We start from the raw sequence: 15,122 nt of genomic DNA, 5'->3' as shown, positions 1-15,122 counted from the left end.
TAACAGTAACAGTTAATCCAACTCCAACAGTAGTAGTTACAAATCCTGCAGCTGTATGTTCACCTGCTACAGTGAGCATTACAGGAGCAGGAGTTACAACTGGTTCAACAGCCGGATTGACTTATACATACTTTACAAATGCAGCGGGAACAACAGCACTAGGAACACCTTCAGCAATAGCAACATCAGGGACTTATTACATAAGAGGCGAAGTTGCTGCAACCGGTTGTTTTGATATTCAGCCAGTAACAGTGACGGTAAATACAACACCTATACTTATAGTTCAAGGTAGTATAATGGCATGTGAACCTGAACTAGTTGATTTGACAGCTCCTGGCGTTGTAAGCGGAACTTCTTCAAGTCTGGTTGTTACATATTGGAGTGATCCATTAGGAACTGTTGCTATTACAAATCCTAAATCGGTCTCTACGGGTACCTATTATTTAAAAGGTAATGAGAATGGTTGTTACTCATCTATTTATCCAGTAATCGTTAGTATAAACAAAGTACCGGTAATTAATATGCCTTCAGAAATTACCTTCTGTCCTTTAACTGATCCATCGTTCTCTATTGAAGGAAAAGGTACAGGAGGAGATACTTACCTTTGGATGCCAGGTAATATAGTTTCAAAAATATTGCCCGTTACAGTACCTGGTATTTATGAATTGACTTTAATAAATTCAATGACTAATTGTAGTACTCAGAAAGATGTGAAAGTTATTGAAGAATGTGCTCCTGAAGTTTTCTTCCCGAATGTGTTTACACCGGATGGAGATGGCAGGGATGATGTATATCAGATTTTTGGTCACCATGTTGAAAATTTTAATATTACAATCTTCAACAGATGGGGTGAAATAATTTTCCAAAGCAATGATATGGAAAAGTCATGGGATGGTTATTATCTGGATAAAATTATGGAGCAGGGGGTATATCCTTGGACAGTTACTTATGAAGGTTCAGGTAAGTACAAAGTACCTCACGTAAAGCAAGGCTCTGTTTTACTTAAGCGTTAATTAAAGTAGAAGAGAAATTAAATTAAAAAGGCTGTTTTTAGAAACAGCCTTTTTAATTTTAAAAGAATTTATTTTTCTGAAATTATTTAGCAGGAAAAATTATTTGGAGATTTCCCCAAAGTATTTTTTTCTTTTCTGTGTCACTAATCAATTCCTTCAGACTAAAAGTTTGGAATAATTTTGTCTCCTTTGTATATATTGTTTCCTTATTGAGTTCTGTTTTGTATTCAGGAGAAATATGAGTTCCGAAAGAAAGTACTTTTGATGATGAATAATCTTTTAAAACTCCATTCAGGTCAACTGTGCTGCCGTTAGGGTGAATGTGTAAATGTATGTCTGACTCGGATAGTTTTACGGCCTGAAGTATTTTGAAAAGGAACGTTTTTAATTCGTTAGTCGCATCTTCTTCATTGATAATAATAATTGCTCTTTTGAATATCTTTGTTGACGAAAGCTCTTTTTTGAGTTCTTTTAAATTAAATGAATCATCCTTTTTAATATCCTTAAGCGGTTTGTTTTCTTCTTTTTTTACCTCAATAGGCTCCTGGCTTATTTTAGGAATTGCGGGAGCAGAAGGCAGGTCTGATTGTTTTTTAATAATCAGATCAGAAGATTTTTCAGGAATGATATAAATATAATCATTGAATAAATTTTGAACAGCTTCCGGGTTCAGTTGATAATTATTAAGACTCATGATACTAATTTAATAAAAATGACACGAAGTGAATAACCTATCGGTAAGTTTCTTTTTAAAGGAGAAACGAATGGTTATCTTTGCGCAAAATTCTAGAGAAAGAAAATAAACATCGAGTATAATTTGAAAATTAAATGAAAGGTCCTATCTCTCAATTTATTGAAAAGCATTATCTGCATTTCAATTCGGCAGCTCTTGTAGATGCAGCCAAAGGTTATGAAACTCACCTGTTGGAAGGCGGGAAGATGATGATTACTCTGGCTGGTGCAATGAGTACTGCAGAACTAGGAAAGTCACTGGCTGAAATGATCAGAAATGATAAGGTTCAGATTATTTCCTGTACAGGAGCCAATCTGGAAGAAGATATTATGAATTTAGTTGCACATAATTCATATAAAAGAGTACCTCATTATAGAGATTTGAGTCCACAGGATGAATGGGAATTACTTGAAAATCATTATAATAGGGTTACCGATACCTGTATTCCTGAAGAAGAGGCTTTCAGGAGACTTCAAAAGCATATTTATAACATATGGAAAGATGCAAACGATAAGGGCGAACGCTATTTTCCACATGAATTTATGTATAAAATATTGTTATCAGGCGAGCTCGAGCAATATTATGAAATCGATCCAAAGGATAGCTGGATGCTGGCGGCGGCTGAAAAAAATCTTCCGATAATTGTACCAGGGTGGGAGGACTCTACAATGGGAAATATATTTGCATCTTATTGTATAAAAGGAGAGTTCAAAGCCACAACAATGAAGTCTGGTATTGAATATATGATGTGGCTTTCTGACTGGTATGTAAAAAACTCTTCAGGAAAAGGGGTTGGATTCTTTCAGATAGGTGGGGGAATTGCAGGTGACTTTCCAATTTGCGTAGTGCCGATGCTGTATCAGGATATGGAAATGGAAAATATTCCATTCTGGAGTTATTTCTGCCAGATTTCCGATTCTACAACTAGTTATGGCTCTTATTCAGGTGCAGTACCGAATGAAAAAATTACTTGGGGAAAGTTAGATATCACAACCCCTAAATTTATAGTTGAATCTGATGCTACAATAGTTGCTCCGCTTATATTTGCCTGGTTATTAGATTGGTAAGGATAAAGAAATTTCCACTTTAGTTAAAAATGTTATGAAGATTCAAACCCTTTATAACATTTTTTTTTATAGAGAGGTTAATAAAATATGTCTAATTATTTGAAATAATAACATTTAAAATTTATGGGAAATCTCTTATATATCATTGCTGTGGTTTTGGTAATTTTGTGGTTAATAGGTTTTCTCGGATTCGGAGACGCAGTAGGGGGGATCATTCATGTACTTTTAGTTTTGGCCGTCGTGGCATTTCTCCTTAGAATCATTAGAGGAGCCTGATATAATATAAGAAGAATTAAAATTCCAGTTAAAAGAGAAACAGAGGCTGCTCAATATAAGAAGCCTCTGTTTTAGTTTTTATTCTTTAAAAAGCGATCGAAGTTCAGTTGCGTCTTGTGCTTTTAATCTTCCAGCCAGAACAAGTCTCAATTCTCGTCTTCTCATTGCACTTTCATAAAAATTCTTTTCTTTCTCAGTCTCTGGAACGAGTTCTGGAACTTTTTTCGGATTGCCATTTCCATCCATTGCTACAAAAGTGAAGAAGGCTTCGTTGCTCTTGATCTTAGTTCCTGAAGGTATGTCTTCTGCCCAGACTTCGATGTGTACCTCCATAGAAGTGGAAAATGATCTTGTTACTTTAGCTGTTAAAGTTACTACATTACCAAGTTTAATCGGACTGGAAAAAGATACATTGTCGACAGAGGCAGTTACAACAACACTGTTGGAGTGTTTTTGTGCACTAATGGCAGAAACAATGTCCATCCAGTGCATCATTTTTCCTCCCATCAGATTATGCAGTGGATTTGTATCGTTAGGTAAAACCAATTCTGTCATGGTTACCAGAGATTCAGAAGCGAATTTTTTCAAGTTTTTAATAAGGGTTTTAATTACCAACCATCTTTTCCGGTCAAAGGAACAAAGCGGAAAATACCATGTTGCTCCTGTTTTATTTGGTTGTCTGAAGTTTTAATGATTTTGACCATATGTTGAGTATCCTCGTTACCGACAGGAATGACAAGTATTCCGCCCGGAGCGAGCTGCTCAACTAGCTTCTCAGGTACGTGTGGAGCTCCAGCTGTGACTAGAATTTTGTTGTAAGGTGCAAATTGAGGTAAACCAAGAGTGCCGTCCCCGCAAAAGACGTTAACTTTGTATTTCTGAGAGTGTAAAAAAGCTTTCGCTTTTTCATACAGAGGTTTAAGGTATTCTATTGTGTAAAGCTTCGCACCCAGTTCTAGAAGTACACTACTCTGATATCCCGATCCTGTTCCGATTTCAAGAACTTTATCCCCTTTTTTTATTTCCAATAGTGAAGTTTGAAAAGCAACTGTATAAGGTTGAGAAATTGTCTGTCCTTCTCCTATTGGAAATGCTTTATCTTCATAGGCATGCTCAAGGAAAGCTTTCTCAAAGAAAAAATGACGGGGTACTTTTTCAATAGCTTTTAAAACCTCTTCGTTGTTTATTCCTTTGTCTTTCAGTTTTTTAATCAATTGCCTTCTCAGCCCTTGCGTTTTATAATTATCCTCCATGATTAAACACTTAAATTTTAAATTTTAACCTTTATAAAAAAAACTATATTTTTGAGTAAATTATTCCAAAGTGAATATTTTTTAACTCCGCTTACTTTAAAAAGAAGAACAATATTCAGGAATTTAAAATAGTTTGTAAAATAAAAGACTTTTTAAAGTTGAAAAAAAAATACCATATCTTTAGCTATGTTACATTAGATTTTTTAGCGGCTGTGATAGCCTGGCTACTTTTTTTCTTTTTGAGAAAATATATACTGGATGAAAGTGGCAGGCAGTTTACTATGCTTTTAATCAGAAATTCATTGATTATAGGTACTTATTGGGTGGTATTTTATGCTTTTTTTGGATTTTATAGAGATATATATCAGAAATCAAGGGTAAAAGAAGTTTTACTTTTACTAACAACTACATTTTTAGGTTGTGTTTTAGTCTTTTTTATTCTCTTTTTAGACGATGCTGGGGTCAATCGGTATACAGCTTACTATAAAACTTTCTTCACATATTTCTTAACAGAATTTACGCTTACTACTTTTTTCAGGGTTGCTTTAATCACCAGAATAAAAAAACTTATAAAAAATAAGAAACTGAGTTTTAAAGGTATTATAATTGGCTCAGACAAGCGAGCTAAAGATATACTTCTTGAAGTTCAGAAAAATGCATCTGTAATTGGGATTGATGTAATTGGATTTGTAAGAGTTCATCAGGAGAACGGGAAGGAAATGGAGCAGGATTTGACATTCTTGGGGAGCTATACATCCCTGAGTACCATAATTTCTGAAAATAAAATAGAGCATGTAATTATTGCTGTAGAGCCTAATGAACATGATAGGATCTCTGAAATTTTAGGACTTTTAACAGGTAAAAAAATAAGAATTAGTATTATTCCGGATGTGTATCATTTGCTATTAGGTTCTGTGAAAATACATCAGGTTTTCGGAGTTCCTTTGATTGAGATCAATCAGGATCTTATTCCTTTATGGCAGAAAATTGTGAAGAGGGGGGTAGATATTGTGGCGGCCGTTATTGTGCTGACTTTAGGTTTTCCATTTTTGTTGTTTGTTTCTCTTATGACAAAATACTCCTCTAAGGGGCCAATATTTTATTTGCAGGAGAGAATTGGTAAAGATGGTAAGCCTTTTAAAATTATTAAATTCAGAAGTATGTATGTGAATTCTGAAATGATGGGGCCAGCCTTATCTTCTTCAGATGATGCTAGAATTACTCCCTGGGGAAAATTTATGAGGAAAACCAGGATAGATGAGTTTCCTCAATTTTTTAATGTGTTAATTGGTGAAATGTCTTTGGTTGGACCAAGGCCTGAAAGGCATTATTTTATTGACCAGATAGTAAAACACGCACCACATTACATTCATTTGCACAGAGTACGTCCGGGAATAACTTCTCTAGGTCAGGTGAAATTTGGATATGCTGAAAATGTGGATCAAATGGTTAAAAGACTGAAATACGATATTTTGTATATTGAAAATATGTCTCTGGCAATGGATTTCAGAATTATACTTTACACTGTTCTCATTATGATTCAGGGCAGAGGAAAATAAATTTTTATATGTTTACTGGAATTATTGAAACGTTGGGACGGGTTATTTCCGTAGAAGCCTTACAAGGAAATCTCAGGTTCAAAATTGAAGCTAATTTTGCAAATGATCTGAGACCTGATGAAAGTGTCTCCCATAATGGAGTTTGCCTTACCGTCACAAATGTCAATAGACAAAATAATACTTTTGACGTAACAGCTATTGAGGAAACCTTAAATAAAACTAATCTGGGAACTCTTAAGCAGGGTGATTTTGTAAATCTGGAAAGGGCAATGCCTGCCTCCGGTCGTTTTGATGGCCATATAGTACAAGGTCATGTAGATCAAACAGGTATTTGCCAGGAGGTTCTTAATCATAATGGAAGTTGGTTATATACATTTGAATTTGATCCTTCTAAAAATGGAATCGTTGTAGAAAAAGGTTCTATTTGTGTAAATGGGATAAGTTTAACTGTTGTAAATGCTGGAAAAAGTTCTTTTTCAGTTGCCATCATTCCTTATACATTTGAACATACCAATATTAAATTTGTTGAAAAAGGGGCTATAGTGAATCTGGAGTTTGATATTTTAGGAAAATATATTCAAAAAATACTTGCAGACAGGTTTTCTTAGTTTTAAATTAATCATAATTAAAGTTGTAACACAAATTCCCAAGAACTAATGGATTGCTTAATTGTCGATGATGAAGAAATGTCCAGAAATATGGTCCAGCATTTCGTTCAGCAAACAGATTCCTTAAAGCTCGTTGGTGTTTGCACTAGTGGAATTGAAGCTGCAAATGTTTTAAGTAAAACAAAAGTAGATATTCTATTCCTGGATGTGGAAATGCCCGAGATGTCTGGGTATGAACTTATTAAATCACTTGATGATCCTCCGTTGGTTGTGCTGATTACTTCTAAGAAAGATCATGCAGCAGAGGCATTTGAATATAAAGTTGTAGATTATTTGCTAAAGCCTCTTACTTATGCAAGATTTCTAATTGCAGTAGGAAAGGTAAAGGAAATGCTGGAAATGCAGCAGATTCGTCTTACCAATAGAAATGAGCTATATGTTCGAAGCGAGCAGAGGTTTGTGAAAATCAATCTGGCAGATATCCTTTATATTGAAGCATTGGCTGATTATATAATGATCTTCACTTCAAATAACAATAAATACATTGTCCACTCTACTATGAAGGGATTCCAGGCTAGGCTGCCTAAAGAAAACTTCGCGAGGGTACATAGATCATATATTGTCAATACTGATAAAATTGAGGCAATAGAAAATCTTTTCATTCTCATCAATAACAAGCAGATTCCTATTGGTGCTTCTTATAAAGATGAATTTATGGGGCGACTTAATTTGTTGTAGTTGACCTGTGGCTTTCTTTATTCAGTTTCTTATAAAGCATGAAGAATAGGAGGCCAAGGATAATACCAATAAAAGCTCCGCACACAATATCTCCCGGATAATGAACCCCGAGATATATGCGGCTGTAAGCAACTGAAAAAGCCCATAAATAGAGCAATGCCCAGATTTTTTTTCTGGAAATAAGCAATAAAATTGTTGCCAAAGCAAATGTGTTGGCGGAATGGGAAGAGACAAATCCGTATGTTCCTCCACAGCCAATTGGGACATAAAGTGTTGATTGAATTTCCTTGTCATGGCAAGGCCTTTCTCTTTTAGCAAGAGGTTTTATTATAGATGACGTAATGAAATCCGTTGCACCGATTAGTGAAATAATGATTAAAATGACAACTATGGATTTTTTTCTGTAGATCTTAATTATGATTCCAATAATAAGTAAATACAATGGTATCCAGACAGCTTTGGCTGAAAGGAAGATCATTGTACCATCAAGTGCGGGAGAGTGAAGGGTATTGAGATAAACCATTAAAGCTTTATCCCACTTGTCTAATGTTTCCAGCATTTGTTATTTATTATATGCCCAATTGATACCTTTTCTAAGCAGGGAAGTTGTTTCAGCTTCTCTGCTTCCTTCTGGAGGGGAATAATTATATTCCCAATTTGCAGATGGGGGCATGCTCATAAGGATAGATTCAGTCCTACCATTGGTGTCAAGTCCGAATTTGGTTCCTTTATCATACACAAGATTGAATTCTACATATCTGCTGCGTCTAAGGCTTTGCCATTTTTTTTCAACTTCAGAGTAATGTTTTTCTTTGTTCCTATTTACAATTTCTATGTACAAAGGAGCAAAAAGATTTCCAACAGCTTTAACAAATGCAAACCTGTCTTCTTTCGAAATTCCTTTTTCCCGGTCTTCTGAAAGGCGATCAAAGAAGATACCTCCTATTCCTCTGGTTTCATTTCTGTGAGGGATGAAGAAATAGTTGTCTGCCCACTCTTTGAATTGAGGATAATATGATGAATGATAGCGGTCACAAACCTCTTTTAGATTTTTATGGAAATATATTGCATCTTCAGAGTTGATGTAGTGGGGGGTAAGATCAATCCCTCCTCCAAACCACCAGGTCCCATCATTCATTTCAAAGTACCTTACATTCATATGGATAATAGGTACCATAGGAGATTGTGGGTGAATTACAATAGAAACTCCGGTAGCATAAAACTCATTCCCATTTACTTGCAGAGCTTTCGTGATTTTTTCTGGAGCTGGCCCCCATACTGCAGAAAAATTAACTCCTCCTTTAGCAAAGACATTTCCATTTTGAATTACTCTGCTTCTGCCGCCTCCGCCTTCAGCTCTTGTCCAAATATCTTCTTCAAAGAATGCTTTACCGTCACATTCTTCCAATGCTGTAGTTATCCTTTCTTGCAACCCTTTAAAGAAGCCTTCTATTTCTGTTCTATTCATTAATACTATTCTATTTGTTGCAGTTTTTTGATATGAGCCACTTGTGTTTACGTATGCAATTTCTTTTAAAATTTGATTAGTGTCAAGAAGAAGTCTTAATCAATGCTAGAATGGATAACCAATACCAATGTTAAGAGCTGTCTGACTTGCAATTCCAAATGGAGGATATTTTATTAATTTTTGTGCAATAAACCTTTTTCCTTCAGGTTCTCCAGGATCGTAGATTTTCGATCCAATATCAAATCTGAGTATCAGGAAGGAAAAGTTGAGTCTGATACCATAGCCAATACATAAAGCGATTTGTTTGTAAAAAGAATCAAATTTAAACTGGCTTCCGGGTCTCGTTTCGTCATAGTTAAATGTCCATGTGTTTCCGGCATCTGCAAAAACTGCTCCATCAAAAAAGCTGAAAATATTAAATCGATATTCTAAGCTTGCTTCAAGTAAAATTTCTCCGGGTTGTTCAAATTTGTAACCGTTTATAGGATCTTTATAGGAGCCGGGGCCAAGTCGGCGAGGTCTCCAGGCTCGGATGCTATTGCTTCCTCCAGCAAAGAAATATTTTTCATATGGTAAAACAAAATTTCCATTTTTTGCTGAATTCCCGAAAGGTCGGGCAATGCCGGCATTTATTCGGGTGGCAATTACATTGGTTTTGCCCACAGGACGATAAAACCGCAGGTCAGAATTTAGACGTATAAATTCAAAGTACTGCAAACCAAAGAGAGTAGAGTCTGTCTGTCTTAAAAGCGCAGGAATTAATCCTCCGATTTCAACAAAAGGCTTGAAATATTTTGATTTTTTGATCTTGCCAAATTCACTGTTATTATAGACGAAATAGGCATTGAAGCTTGTAACAAAAGCAGGCCTGAAGCTGACACTTAGTTTATTTCCGGAACTATCTAGCTTAGCAAGGTAATTTGTGAAGTTGGTACTCTTTACAGAGTTAATTATATTGATATCAATTGGAGAAACATTGTATTGTTTAAAAATACTAGGCATCCAGCTATATGTCAATGCACCCCTGATAGTTTGTCTCGTATATTCTGGGCGCATTACGAAATTATATCCGGTAAGCAGTTTTGTTCTCGGAGCATATTCTTTGAATTTAAATCTTAATTGAGTAGGAATGAAAATCTGAGGAAAGGAAACACTGGTATTAACTCCATATTCCTGAGTTTTGAAAACTCCTGTTGAGTCTGAAAACCCGTATTGCCCGTCAATAGAATATCTGAACGAGGTTTCATAAACTTCATATCCTTTCAGGAAATTTCTTGCCCTGATTGTGATGTTTCCGAAAGGACCCGGAACCAGGGCCTGCCCAACATTCACTCCATATTCTTGCGTTAGCTGATATTTTTGCAGAGGGCTGGTATTTATAAAAGCAGTAAGCGTTTGAGCCGAATCTTTATTTTTTTCAAAGTTTATATTAACAAACCTATACATATCCATACTTCCCAACTGTCTCTGTGTTATCTGGATTTTGCTCTGGTTGTAAAGATCACCAGGGTGAAAACTCATTTTGGAATTCAGTAGCTTTTTAGAAAAACGCTTGTCATAAAATATATAATGGATTCCTCTGTATTCAACAGTGTCCCTTGTTTTCTCCTTCCTAGAGGATATGTCAGTATTAAAATAGATCTGGGAGATTGTAAATTGATCATGAGAATCCTTTCCTGAAGGGTTTTGGATCAGGATTTCCATTGCTATCATTTTTTTGCCGATAGTACTATCTAATTTAAAGAATATATATTGTCGGCTGAAATCGAAGTACCCATTGTCTTTAAGTAATTTTGTAAGTCTTTCTCTTTCATCGGAAACATCAGATTCTTTATATCTGTTATTCACTTTCAATGGAGAATCTTTAAGGCTTGCTTTAACCAGGCTGTCTATCTTATTATCTTTTATTGAATATTTTATAGATTTTATCTTGTAGTAATCACCTTCATGGATTTTGTATACGATGGAAATTTTTTTACCCGAAGTGTCCACCTTTGAAGTTATATCTGAAAGAAAATAACCTTGAGAATGAAGATAGTATCTCATTTGTTTTTCTGTCAGATTCATTTGGGCGGAATCGTAAATTATGGGGGGCTCACCTGGAACTCTCATGAGCCAGTTGCCTTCTTTTAAATTTTTATTTAAAACCTCAAGTCGTTTCTCTTTTCTGTCTTCCAGTCTTCTGCGTTTTTTAGGTTTTTGAGTGGCTTCTATTTTTTTGTCGAATTTTTTTTCAACAGAATCTCTTTTGTTAGCAATTTTTAAAGAGTCATAATTTCTTTTTCCAAAATAGTATATAGCAACATAGGGCGTTGTGCCTAAAAATTTCCTGTTAGGAATTTGTTTATAGTAGACAGAGAGGTCATCATAAGGAATTTTTTTGTTTCCTTTAATGGTCTGTCTGTACAGAAGGTACTCGTTTTCTTTAAGTTGCTTTGTCGGTGAGCAGGCGAAGGTAAAAAAAAGCGTACTTCCTATGAATAAAATATAATATATTGACTTAAAATTCGGCACTGGGTATGATTTCCAGAAATAAACAAAAACTTATCAAATCTTTACAAATTAAGAAATACCGTAAACTGCACCAAATGTTTTTGGTTGAAGGTGCTATAAATGTGAAGGAATTATTAGACTCTGACTTTAAGATTGAGCATCTTTTTGTTACGCGCCATTTTTTTGAAGAAAATGAAGTTATCTTAAAATCTTCTTGTGTCGACTATGAATATGCTGATGAGAAAGAGTTGAGCGAAGCCGGTACACTGGAAAGTAATAATGCTGCATTAGCTATTGTGAAAATGAAAGAGGAGAGGCCGTTGAATGCAAATAAAGGAGAGTTTATACTTGTACTGGATGAGGTTAGAGATCCCGGAAATCTTGGTACTTTGATTCGAATTGCAGACTGGTATGGGATTTCAAAAATAATTTGCAGCGAACAATGTGCGGAACGTTATAATCCTAAAGTTATTTCCGCTACAAAAGGATCATTTATTCGTGTAGATATGTACTACTGTAATCTGCAAATCTATCTTAAAGAATTAAATAATGCTGGCGTGAAAGTTTTTGGTGCGTTCCTCAATGGTGATAACATTCATAAAATAAATTTTCCTGAAACAGGTGCAATACTATTAGGGAATGAAGCTTCAGGTATAAACAAGGAACTCGAGGAGTATGTAACAGATAAGATTACAATCCCTCGGTTTGGTGGCGCGGAATCTTTAAATGTTGCAGTCGCAAGTGCAGTTATTCTTGATAATGTAAGAAGAAGGAAATCTTAATCAAGAGCTAGTGCATTTTCAGATTTAGGATCTTTCAGATAGATATCAATTAAATAATGTGCAACATAGAGTAGTGGAGTCAGTATAACTGCAACACTAAACTTGTAGATATAGTTAATGATTCCTATAGAAAAGATCTGTGACAAGGACCATTGAGACTCTCCTCCAAAGATATAAAAGGCTATATAAAGTACCAGAAAACTGTCAATGAGTTGGGATATAAGAGTTGAAAGAGTAGCTCTCAACCAGATTCCTTTGCCTGCTGTTTTATTTTTTATGGTATGAAATACATATGCATCCAGAAGCTGGCTAACCAGAAAGGCCAGTATGGATCCTATCATGATTCCAAAGCCTTGCCTGAAGATTTTACCGTAAGCATAATCAATATTAAATGGAGTGCCAGTATGATCAGTATTGTTGATCTTAATCCAGAATTCGGCGGGAGGAAGATCTGTAGCGATATAGATGACTCCAAACCCATAAGCAATAAGAATTGCAGCAAGATAACTTATTTTTTTTACTCCGTCTTTTCCGAAATATTCATTAATAATGTCTGTAATTATAAAAACAACAGGCCAGATGATTGCCCCGGCTGTAAGATTAAAGTCTAGTTTGATGTTGTTCCAAAAAGGTATTTGAGCTGGTTTAAAGCCCAATAGAGCTTCAAGAGAAAATATTTTAGGTCCTATGATTTCAGCGGTAAGCGCATTAACGAGGAAAATTCCGGTCAGAAAGATGAATAGATTCATCTTTTTTCCTGAAATCGTATCTTTCATAACGGTTCATCATCTATTGTGAATACCAAACCTTCTTCAGCCAGAAAGGAATTTTGGAATATAGTTCTTGCTTCTGCCAGATGTGGCTCTATATCCTTATATCTTGCCGAAAAATGACCCAGCAACAAGGTTTTAACTTTGGTTTCCTTTGCTGTCCAAGCTGCCTGAAGAGTTGTACTATGATAAGTTTCTTTTGCCCTGCTTTCCATGTCATGCAGAAAGGTTGCCTCGTGGTAAAGCATATCCACACCTTTTATTTGTCCAAACATGCCAGGGTTGTATGCTGTATCGGAACAATATGCGTAGCTTCTACTTTTTCTTGCCGGGAACGTATATTGTTCACTTTTTAGCAAATTACCTTCTTTATCTATTACATCTTCTCCTTCTTTTAAAGCAATTATCTGAAGAGGGGTTACATGATCAGGAATTTTGGTTTTATCGATTTTTCTTTTCTTAGGTTTTTCTTTAAAAAGAAACCCACAACAGTTTATTCTGTGTATCAGAGGAATAGTCTCTACAGTCAGATTCTCCAAATCCAGGATAACCTTTTGAGTCGTGGTATCTAGTTCGGTAAAAATGATTTTAAAGTTTAGGAAAGTTTCCGAATGTTTAAGCTGGATTGTGATGATTTCGTCCAGCCCGGGAGGACCAAAGAGATATAAGTCTTTGGTCCTCCCGTTTAAGTGCATGGTACTCAGTAATCCAACGAGACCGAGGTAATGATCTCCATGCAGGTGAGAGATGAATATGTAGTTTATCTTCGTAAATCTGATCTTGTATTTGATCAGTTGGAGTTGTGTTCCTTCTCCACAATCAATAAGAAATAGCTGGTTGTTGATTGTTAGTAGTTGCGAAGAATGGTGCCTGTTAAATACAGGAGTGGCTGAACTAGAGCCTAGTATTTTAATTTCAAAAGGCAATGCGATTATTCTTCTTTATTTTCAGCTCTAAGGTTTTTCTCCAATTCATTCATGAATATTGCGTCAACAGACTCTTCTACTGTTGGAATCAGATTAAGAATGTTGTCTAGATGGGAGATTTTAATCAGTTTCATTACATGATCGCTTATTCCGGTTAACACAAACATTCCTTGTTCGTTATCACAAAGGCGATTTCCAACAAGAATAGAGCTTAGTCCTGATGAATCGACATATTTCACGTCATTCATATCAAGAATGATGTTTTTTGAACCTTCTGCATTTAATTTTACTAATTCTGATTTTAACTCAGGTGCAGTTGCAGAAGTCAGTTTTTCTTCGTGAAGCTGAACAAGACTGTATTTCTCTGTTTTTTCAATCGTATATTTCATATAATTCCCCTTAGGTATCTAAATTTATAAAAAATCTTTTAAAAATCAATTATTAGCATTTATTGCATTAAGTATGTTTTTCTTTATTCTCTCCTGAATATCTTCAGTAGAACTGGGCTTTTTGAAATTTTCCCCTGTAACTTTTTCGAAAAGTTCAATGTACCTTTCCGATATATTATTCACTATTTCCGGAGTCATTTGTGGAATTTTTTGTCCTTCCTTACCTTGAAATCCGTTTTCAATGAGCCATTGTCTTACAAATTCCTTAGATAACTGTTTTTGAACTTCCCCCTTTTTCTGTCTTTCTTCGTAACCTTTTGCATAAAAATATCTTGAAGAATCAGGGGTATGTACCTCATCAATCAGGTAGATTTTTCCATCGGTATGCCCAAACTCATACTTTGTATCTACTAATATCAGATCTCTGGTTTTTGCTATTTCTGTGCCTCTTTGGAATAAAGCTCTTGTATATTTTTCGAGAACAATATAATCTTCCTCAGATACAAGCCCTTGTTTTAATATTTCTTCTCTTGAAATATCTTCATCATGGCCTTCACTTGCTTTGGTTGTAGGGGTAATTATAGGTGAAGGAAGAGGATCATTCTCTTTAAGACCTTCAGGAAGTGCAACTCCGCAAAGCGTCCTTTTACCTGCTTTGTATTCTCTCCAGGCATGACCGGCAAGGTAGCCTCTGATCACCATCTCAACAGGGAAGGTTGTGCATTTAATTCCAATTGTCACTGATGGGTCCGGAACGGATTTAACCCAGTTTGGTACTATATCGGATGTTGCTTTAAGGAAAATTGATGCTATTTGGTTAAGCACCTGTCCTTTATAGGGGATGGGCTCAGGGAGCACCACATCAAATGCTGAAATTCTGTCTGATGCTACCATTACAATTTTATCTGCAAATGAATAGACATCTCTTACTTTTCCCCTGTAAAATGCCGTCTGTCCGGGAAAGGAGAAGTTGGTTTCTTTTATTGCGTTCATGCTATAATTCAGAAAAGCAAAAATATAAAAAAAAATAACCTTACGATGGCACAA

The 15,122-nt window shown here is 35.5% G+C and carries 17 protein-coding genes; 7 read left to right on the top strand and 10 right to left on the bottom strand.

Features of this window, described 5'->3' with window-relative positions:
• The coding region (locus tag MYP_RS23950) for a gliding motility-associated C-terminal domain-containing protein (protein WP_045469662.1) at positions 1–1,013 on the top strand (1,013 nt) is incomplete at its 5' end.
• Between the two features lie 82 nt (positions 1,014–1,095).
• On the opposite strand, the gene MYP_RS23945 is transcribed toward MYP_RS23950, so the two are convergent.
• Positions 1,096–1,707 (bottom strand): hypothetical protein, encoded by a 612-nt coding sequence (locus tag MYP_RS23945; protein ID WP_045469659.1) that lies wholly within the window; start codon positions 1,705–1,707, stop codon positions 1,096–1,098.
• 134 nt (positions 1,708–1,841) lie between these two features.
• Here MYP_RS23945 and MYP_RS23940 point away from each other — a divergent pair, with 134 nt between their 5' ends.
• A complete protein-coding gene (locus MYP_RS23940) occupies positions 1,842–2,813 on the top strand; it encodes a deoxyhypusine synthase family protein (RefSeq protein ID WP_045469656.1) in 972 nt (323 codons plus the stop codon).
• 123 nt (positions 2,814–2,936) lie between these two features.
• Entirely contained in the window at positions 2,937–3,089 is a 153-nt protein-coding gene (locus MYP_RS26285) for a lmo0937 family membrane protein (protein ID WP_156140814.1), read from the top strand.
• A gap of 78 nt (positions 3,090–3,167) precedes the next feature.
• On the opposite strand, the gene MYP_RS23935 is transcribed toward MYP_RS26285, so the two are convergent.
• Both MYP_RS23935 and MYP_RS23930 read right to left on the bottom strand, forming a co-directional pair.
• Positions 3,168–3,644: an acyl-CoA thioesterase gene (locus tag MYP_RS23935; RefSeq protein ID WP_045469687.1), complete on the bottom strand. Its 477-nt coding sequence runs from the start codon at positions 3,642–3,644 to the stop codon at positions 3,168–3,170.
• A 53-nt stretch (positions 3,645–3,697) separates the two neighbouring features.
• Positions 3,698–4,342, bottom strand: a complete 645-nt coding sequence (locus tag MYP_RS23930) for a protein-L-isoaspartate(D-aspartate) O-methyltransferase (protein ID WP_045469653.1) — start codon at positions 4,340–4,342, stop codon at positions 3,698–3,700.
• A gap of 158 nt (positions 4,343–4,500) precedes the next feature.
• On the opposite strand from MYP_RS23930, the gene MYP_RS23925 reads away from it, so the two are divergent.
• The 3 genes from MYP_RS23925 to MYP_RS23915 are packed head-to-tail and all read left to right on the top strand — an operon-like array spanning position 4,501 to position 7,247.
• Positions 4,501–5,901 (top strand): sugar transferase, encoded by a 1,401-nt coding sequence (locus MYP_RS23925; RefSeq protein ID WP_045469650.1) that lies wholly within the window; start codon positions 4,501–4,503, stop codon positions 5,899–5,901.
• 8 nt (positions 5,902–5,909) lie between these two features.
• Positions 5,910–6,509, top strand: coding sequence for a riboflavin synthase (locus MYP_RS23920; RefSeq protein WP_045469647.1), 600 nt, complete (start codon positions 5,910–5,912; stop codon positions 6,507–6,509).
• A 48-nt stretch (positions 6,510–6,557) separates the two neighbouring features.
• On the top strand, positions 6,558–7,247 hold the full coding sequence (locus MYP_RS23915; protein ID WP_045469644.1) for a LytR/AlgR family response regulator transcription factor: 690 nt from the start codon (positions 6,558–6,560) through the stop codon (positions 7,245–7,247).
• Here the strand turns inward: MYP_RS23915 and MYP_RS23910 are convergent.
• From MYP_RS23910 to tamL, 3 genes are all read right to left on the bottom strand, one after another.
• Positions 7,234–7,806 (bottom strand): phosphatase PAP2 family protein, encoded by a 573-nt coding sequence (locus MYP_RS23910; RefSeq protein WP_045469641.1) that lies wholly within the window; start codon positions 7,804–7,806, stop codon positions 7,234–7,236. The two genes, MYP_RS23915 and MYP_RS23910, sit on opposite strands and share 14 nt — an antisense overlap.
• 3 nt (positions 7,807–7,809) lie before the next feature.
• Positions 7,810–8,715 (bottom strand): oxygen-dependent coproporphyrinogen oxidase, encoded by a 906-nt coding sequence (hemF, locus tag MYP_RS23905; RefSeq protein WP_045469638.1) that lies wholly within the window; start codon positions 8,713–8,715, stop codon positions 7,810–7,812.
• Between the two features lie 105 nt (positions 8,716–8,820).
• A complete protein-coding gene (gene tamL / locus MYP_RS23900; RefSeq protein WP_052430480.1) occupies positions 8,821–11,229 on the bottom strand; it encodes a translocation and assembly module lipoprotein TamL in 2,409 nt (802 codons plus the stop codon).
• Between the two features lie 5 nt (positions 11,230–11,234).
• Here tamL and MYP_RS23895 point away from each other — a divergent pair, with 5 nt between their 5' ends.
• Complete coding sequence (locus MYP_RS23895) at positions 11,235–11,990, top strand: TrmH family RNA methyltransferase (protein ID WP_045469635.1); 756 nt, start codon at positions 11,235–11,237, stop codon at positions 11,988–11,990.
• On the opposite strand, the gene MYP_RS23890 is transcribed toward MYP_RS23895, so the two are convergent.
• The 4 genes from MYP_RS23890 to MYP_RS23875 are packed head-to-tail and all read right to left on the bottom strand — an operon-like array spanning position 11,987 to position 15,068.
• Positions 11,987–12,766: a queuosine precursor transporter gene (locus MYP_RS23890; RefSeq protein ID WP_045469633.1), complete on the bottom strand. Its 780-nt coding sequence runs from the start codon at positions 12,764–12,766 to the stop codon at positions 11,987–11,989. The two genes, MYP_RS23895 and MYP_RS23890, sit on opposite strands and share 4 nt — an antisense overlap.
• Complete coding sequence (locus MYP_RS23885; RefSeq protein ID WP_045469629.1) at positions 12,763–13,686, bottom strand: ribonuclease Z; 924 nt, start codon at positions 13,684–13,686, stop codon at positions 12,763–12,765. The genes MYP_RS23890 and MYP_RS23885 overlap by 4 nt, the downstream gene beginning before the upstream one ends.
• Positions 13,687–13,691: 5 nt before the next feature.
• The gene (locus MYP_RS23880; RefSeq protein WP_028980209.1) at positions 13,692–14,075 is read right to left on the bottom strand and encodes an STAS domain-containing protein; all 384 of its coding nucleotides are present in this window, start codon (positions 14,073–14,075) and stop codon (positions 13,692–13,694) included.
• Positions 14,076–14,120: 45 nt separating this feature from the next.
• The gene (locus MYP_RS23875; protein WP_045469625.1) at positions 14,121–15,068 is read right to left on the bottom strand and encodes a phosphoribosylaminoimidazolesuccinocarboxamide synthase; all 948 of its coding nucleotides are present in this window, start codon (positions 15,066–15,068) and stop codon (positions 14,121–14,123) included.
• Positions 15,069–15,122: the final 54 nt, after the last annotated feature.

Origin of the sequence: Sporocytophaga myxococcoides (assembly GCF_000775915.1) — a bacterium.
GTDB classification, from domain to species: Bacteria; Bacteroidota; Bacteroidia; order Cytophagales; family Cytophagaceae; genus Sporocytophaga; species Sporocytophaga myxococcoides_A.
Note: the sequence above shows the minus strand (reverse complement) of the source record. Positions and strands in the feature narration are given on the sequence as shown.

Bases quoted from the DNA above. Each gene is read 5' to 3' on its own strand.
- hemF (WP_045469638.1), bottom strand. From the start codon at position 8,715: ATGAATAGAACAGAAATAGAAGGCTTCTTTAAAGGGTTGCAAGAAAGG.
- MYP_RS23935 (WP_045469687.1), bottom strand. From the start codon at position 3,644: ATGACAGAATTGGTTTTACCTAACGATACAAATCCACTGCATAATCTG.
- MYP_RS23915 (WP_045469644.1), top strand. From the start codon at position 6,558: ATGGATTGCTTAATTGTCGATGATGAAGAAATGTCCAGAAATATGGTC.
- MYP_RS23920 (WP_045469647.1), top strand. From the start codon at position 5,910: ATGTTTACTGGAATTATTGAAACGTTGGGACGGGTTATTTCCGTAGAA.
- MYP_RS23890 (WP_045469633.1), bottom strand. From the start codon at position 12,766: ATGAAAGATACGATTTCAGGAAAAAAGATGAATCTATTCATCTTTCTG.
- MYP_RS23880 (WP_028980209.1), bottom strand. From the start codon at position 14,075: ATGAAATATACGATTGAAAAAACAGAGAAATACAGTCTTGTTCAGCTT.
- MYP_RS26285 (WP_156140814.1), top strand. From the start codon at position 2,937: ATGGGAAATCTCTTATATATCATTGCTGTGGTTTTGGTAATTTTGTGG.
- MYP_RS23875 (WP_045469625.1), bottom strand. From the start codon at position 15,068: ATGAACGCAATAAAAGAAACCAACTTCTCCTTTCCCGGACAGACGGCA.
- MYP_RS23895 (WP_045469635.1), top strand. From the start codon at position 11,235: ATGATTTCCAGAAATAAACAAAAACTTATCAAATCTTTACAAATTAAG.
- MYP_RS23940 (WP_045469656.1), top strand. From the start codon at position 1,842: ATGAAAGGTCCTATCTCTCAATTTATTGAAAAGCATTATCTGCATTTC.
- MYP_RS23945 (WP_045469659.1), bottom strand. From the start codon at position 1,707: ATGAGTCTTAATAATTATCAACTGAACCCGGAAGCTGTTCAAAATTTA.
- MYP_RS23930 (WP_045469653.1), bottom strand. From the start codon at position 4,342: ATGGAGGATAATTATAAAACGCAAGGGCTGAGAAGGCAATTGATTAAA.
- MYP_RS23910 (WP_045469641.1), bottom strand. From the start codon at position 7,806: ATGCTGGAAACATTAGACAAGTGGGATAAAGCTTTAATGGTTTATCTC.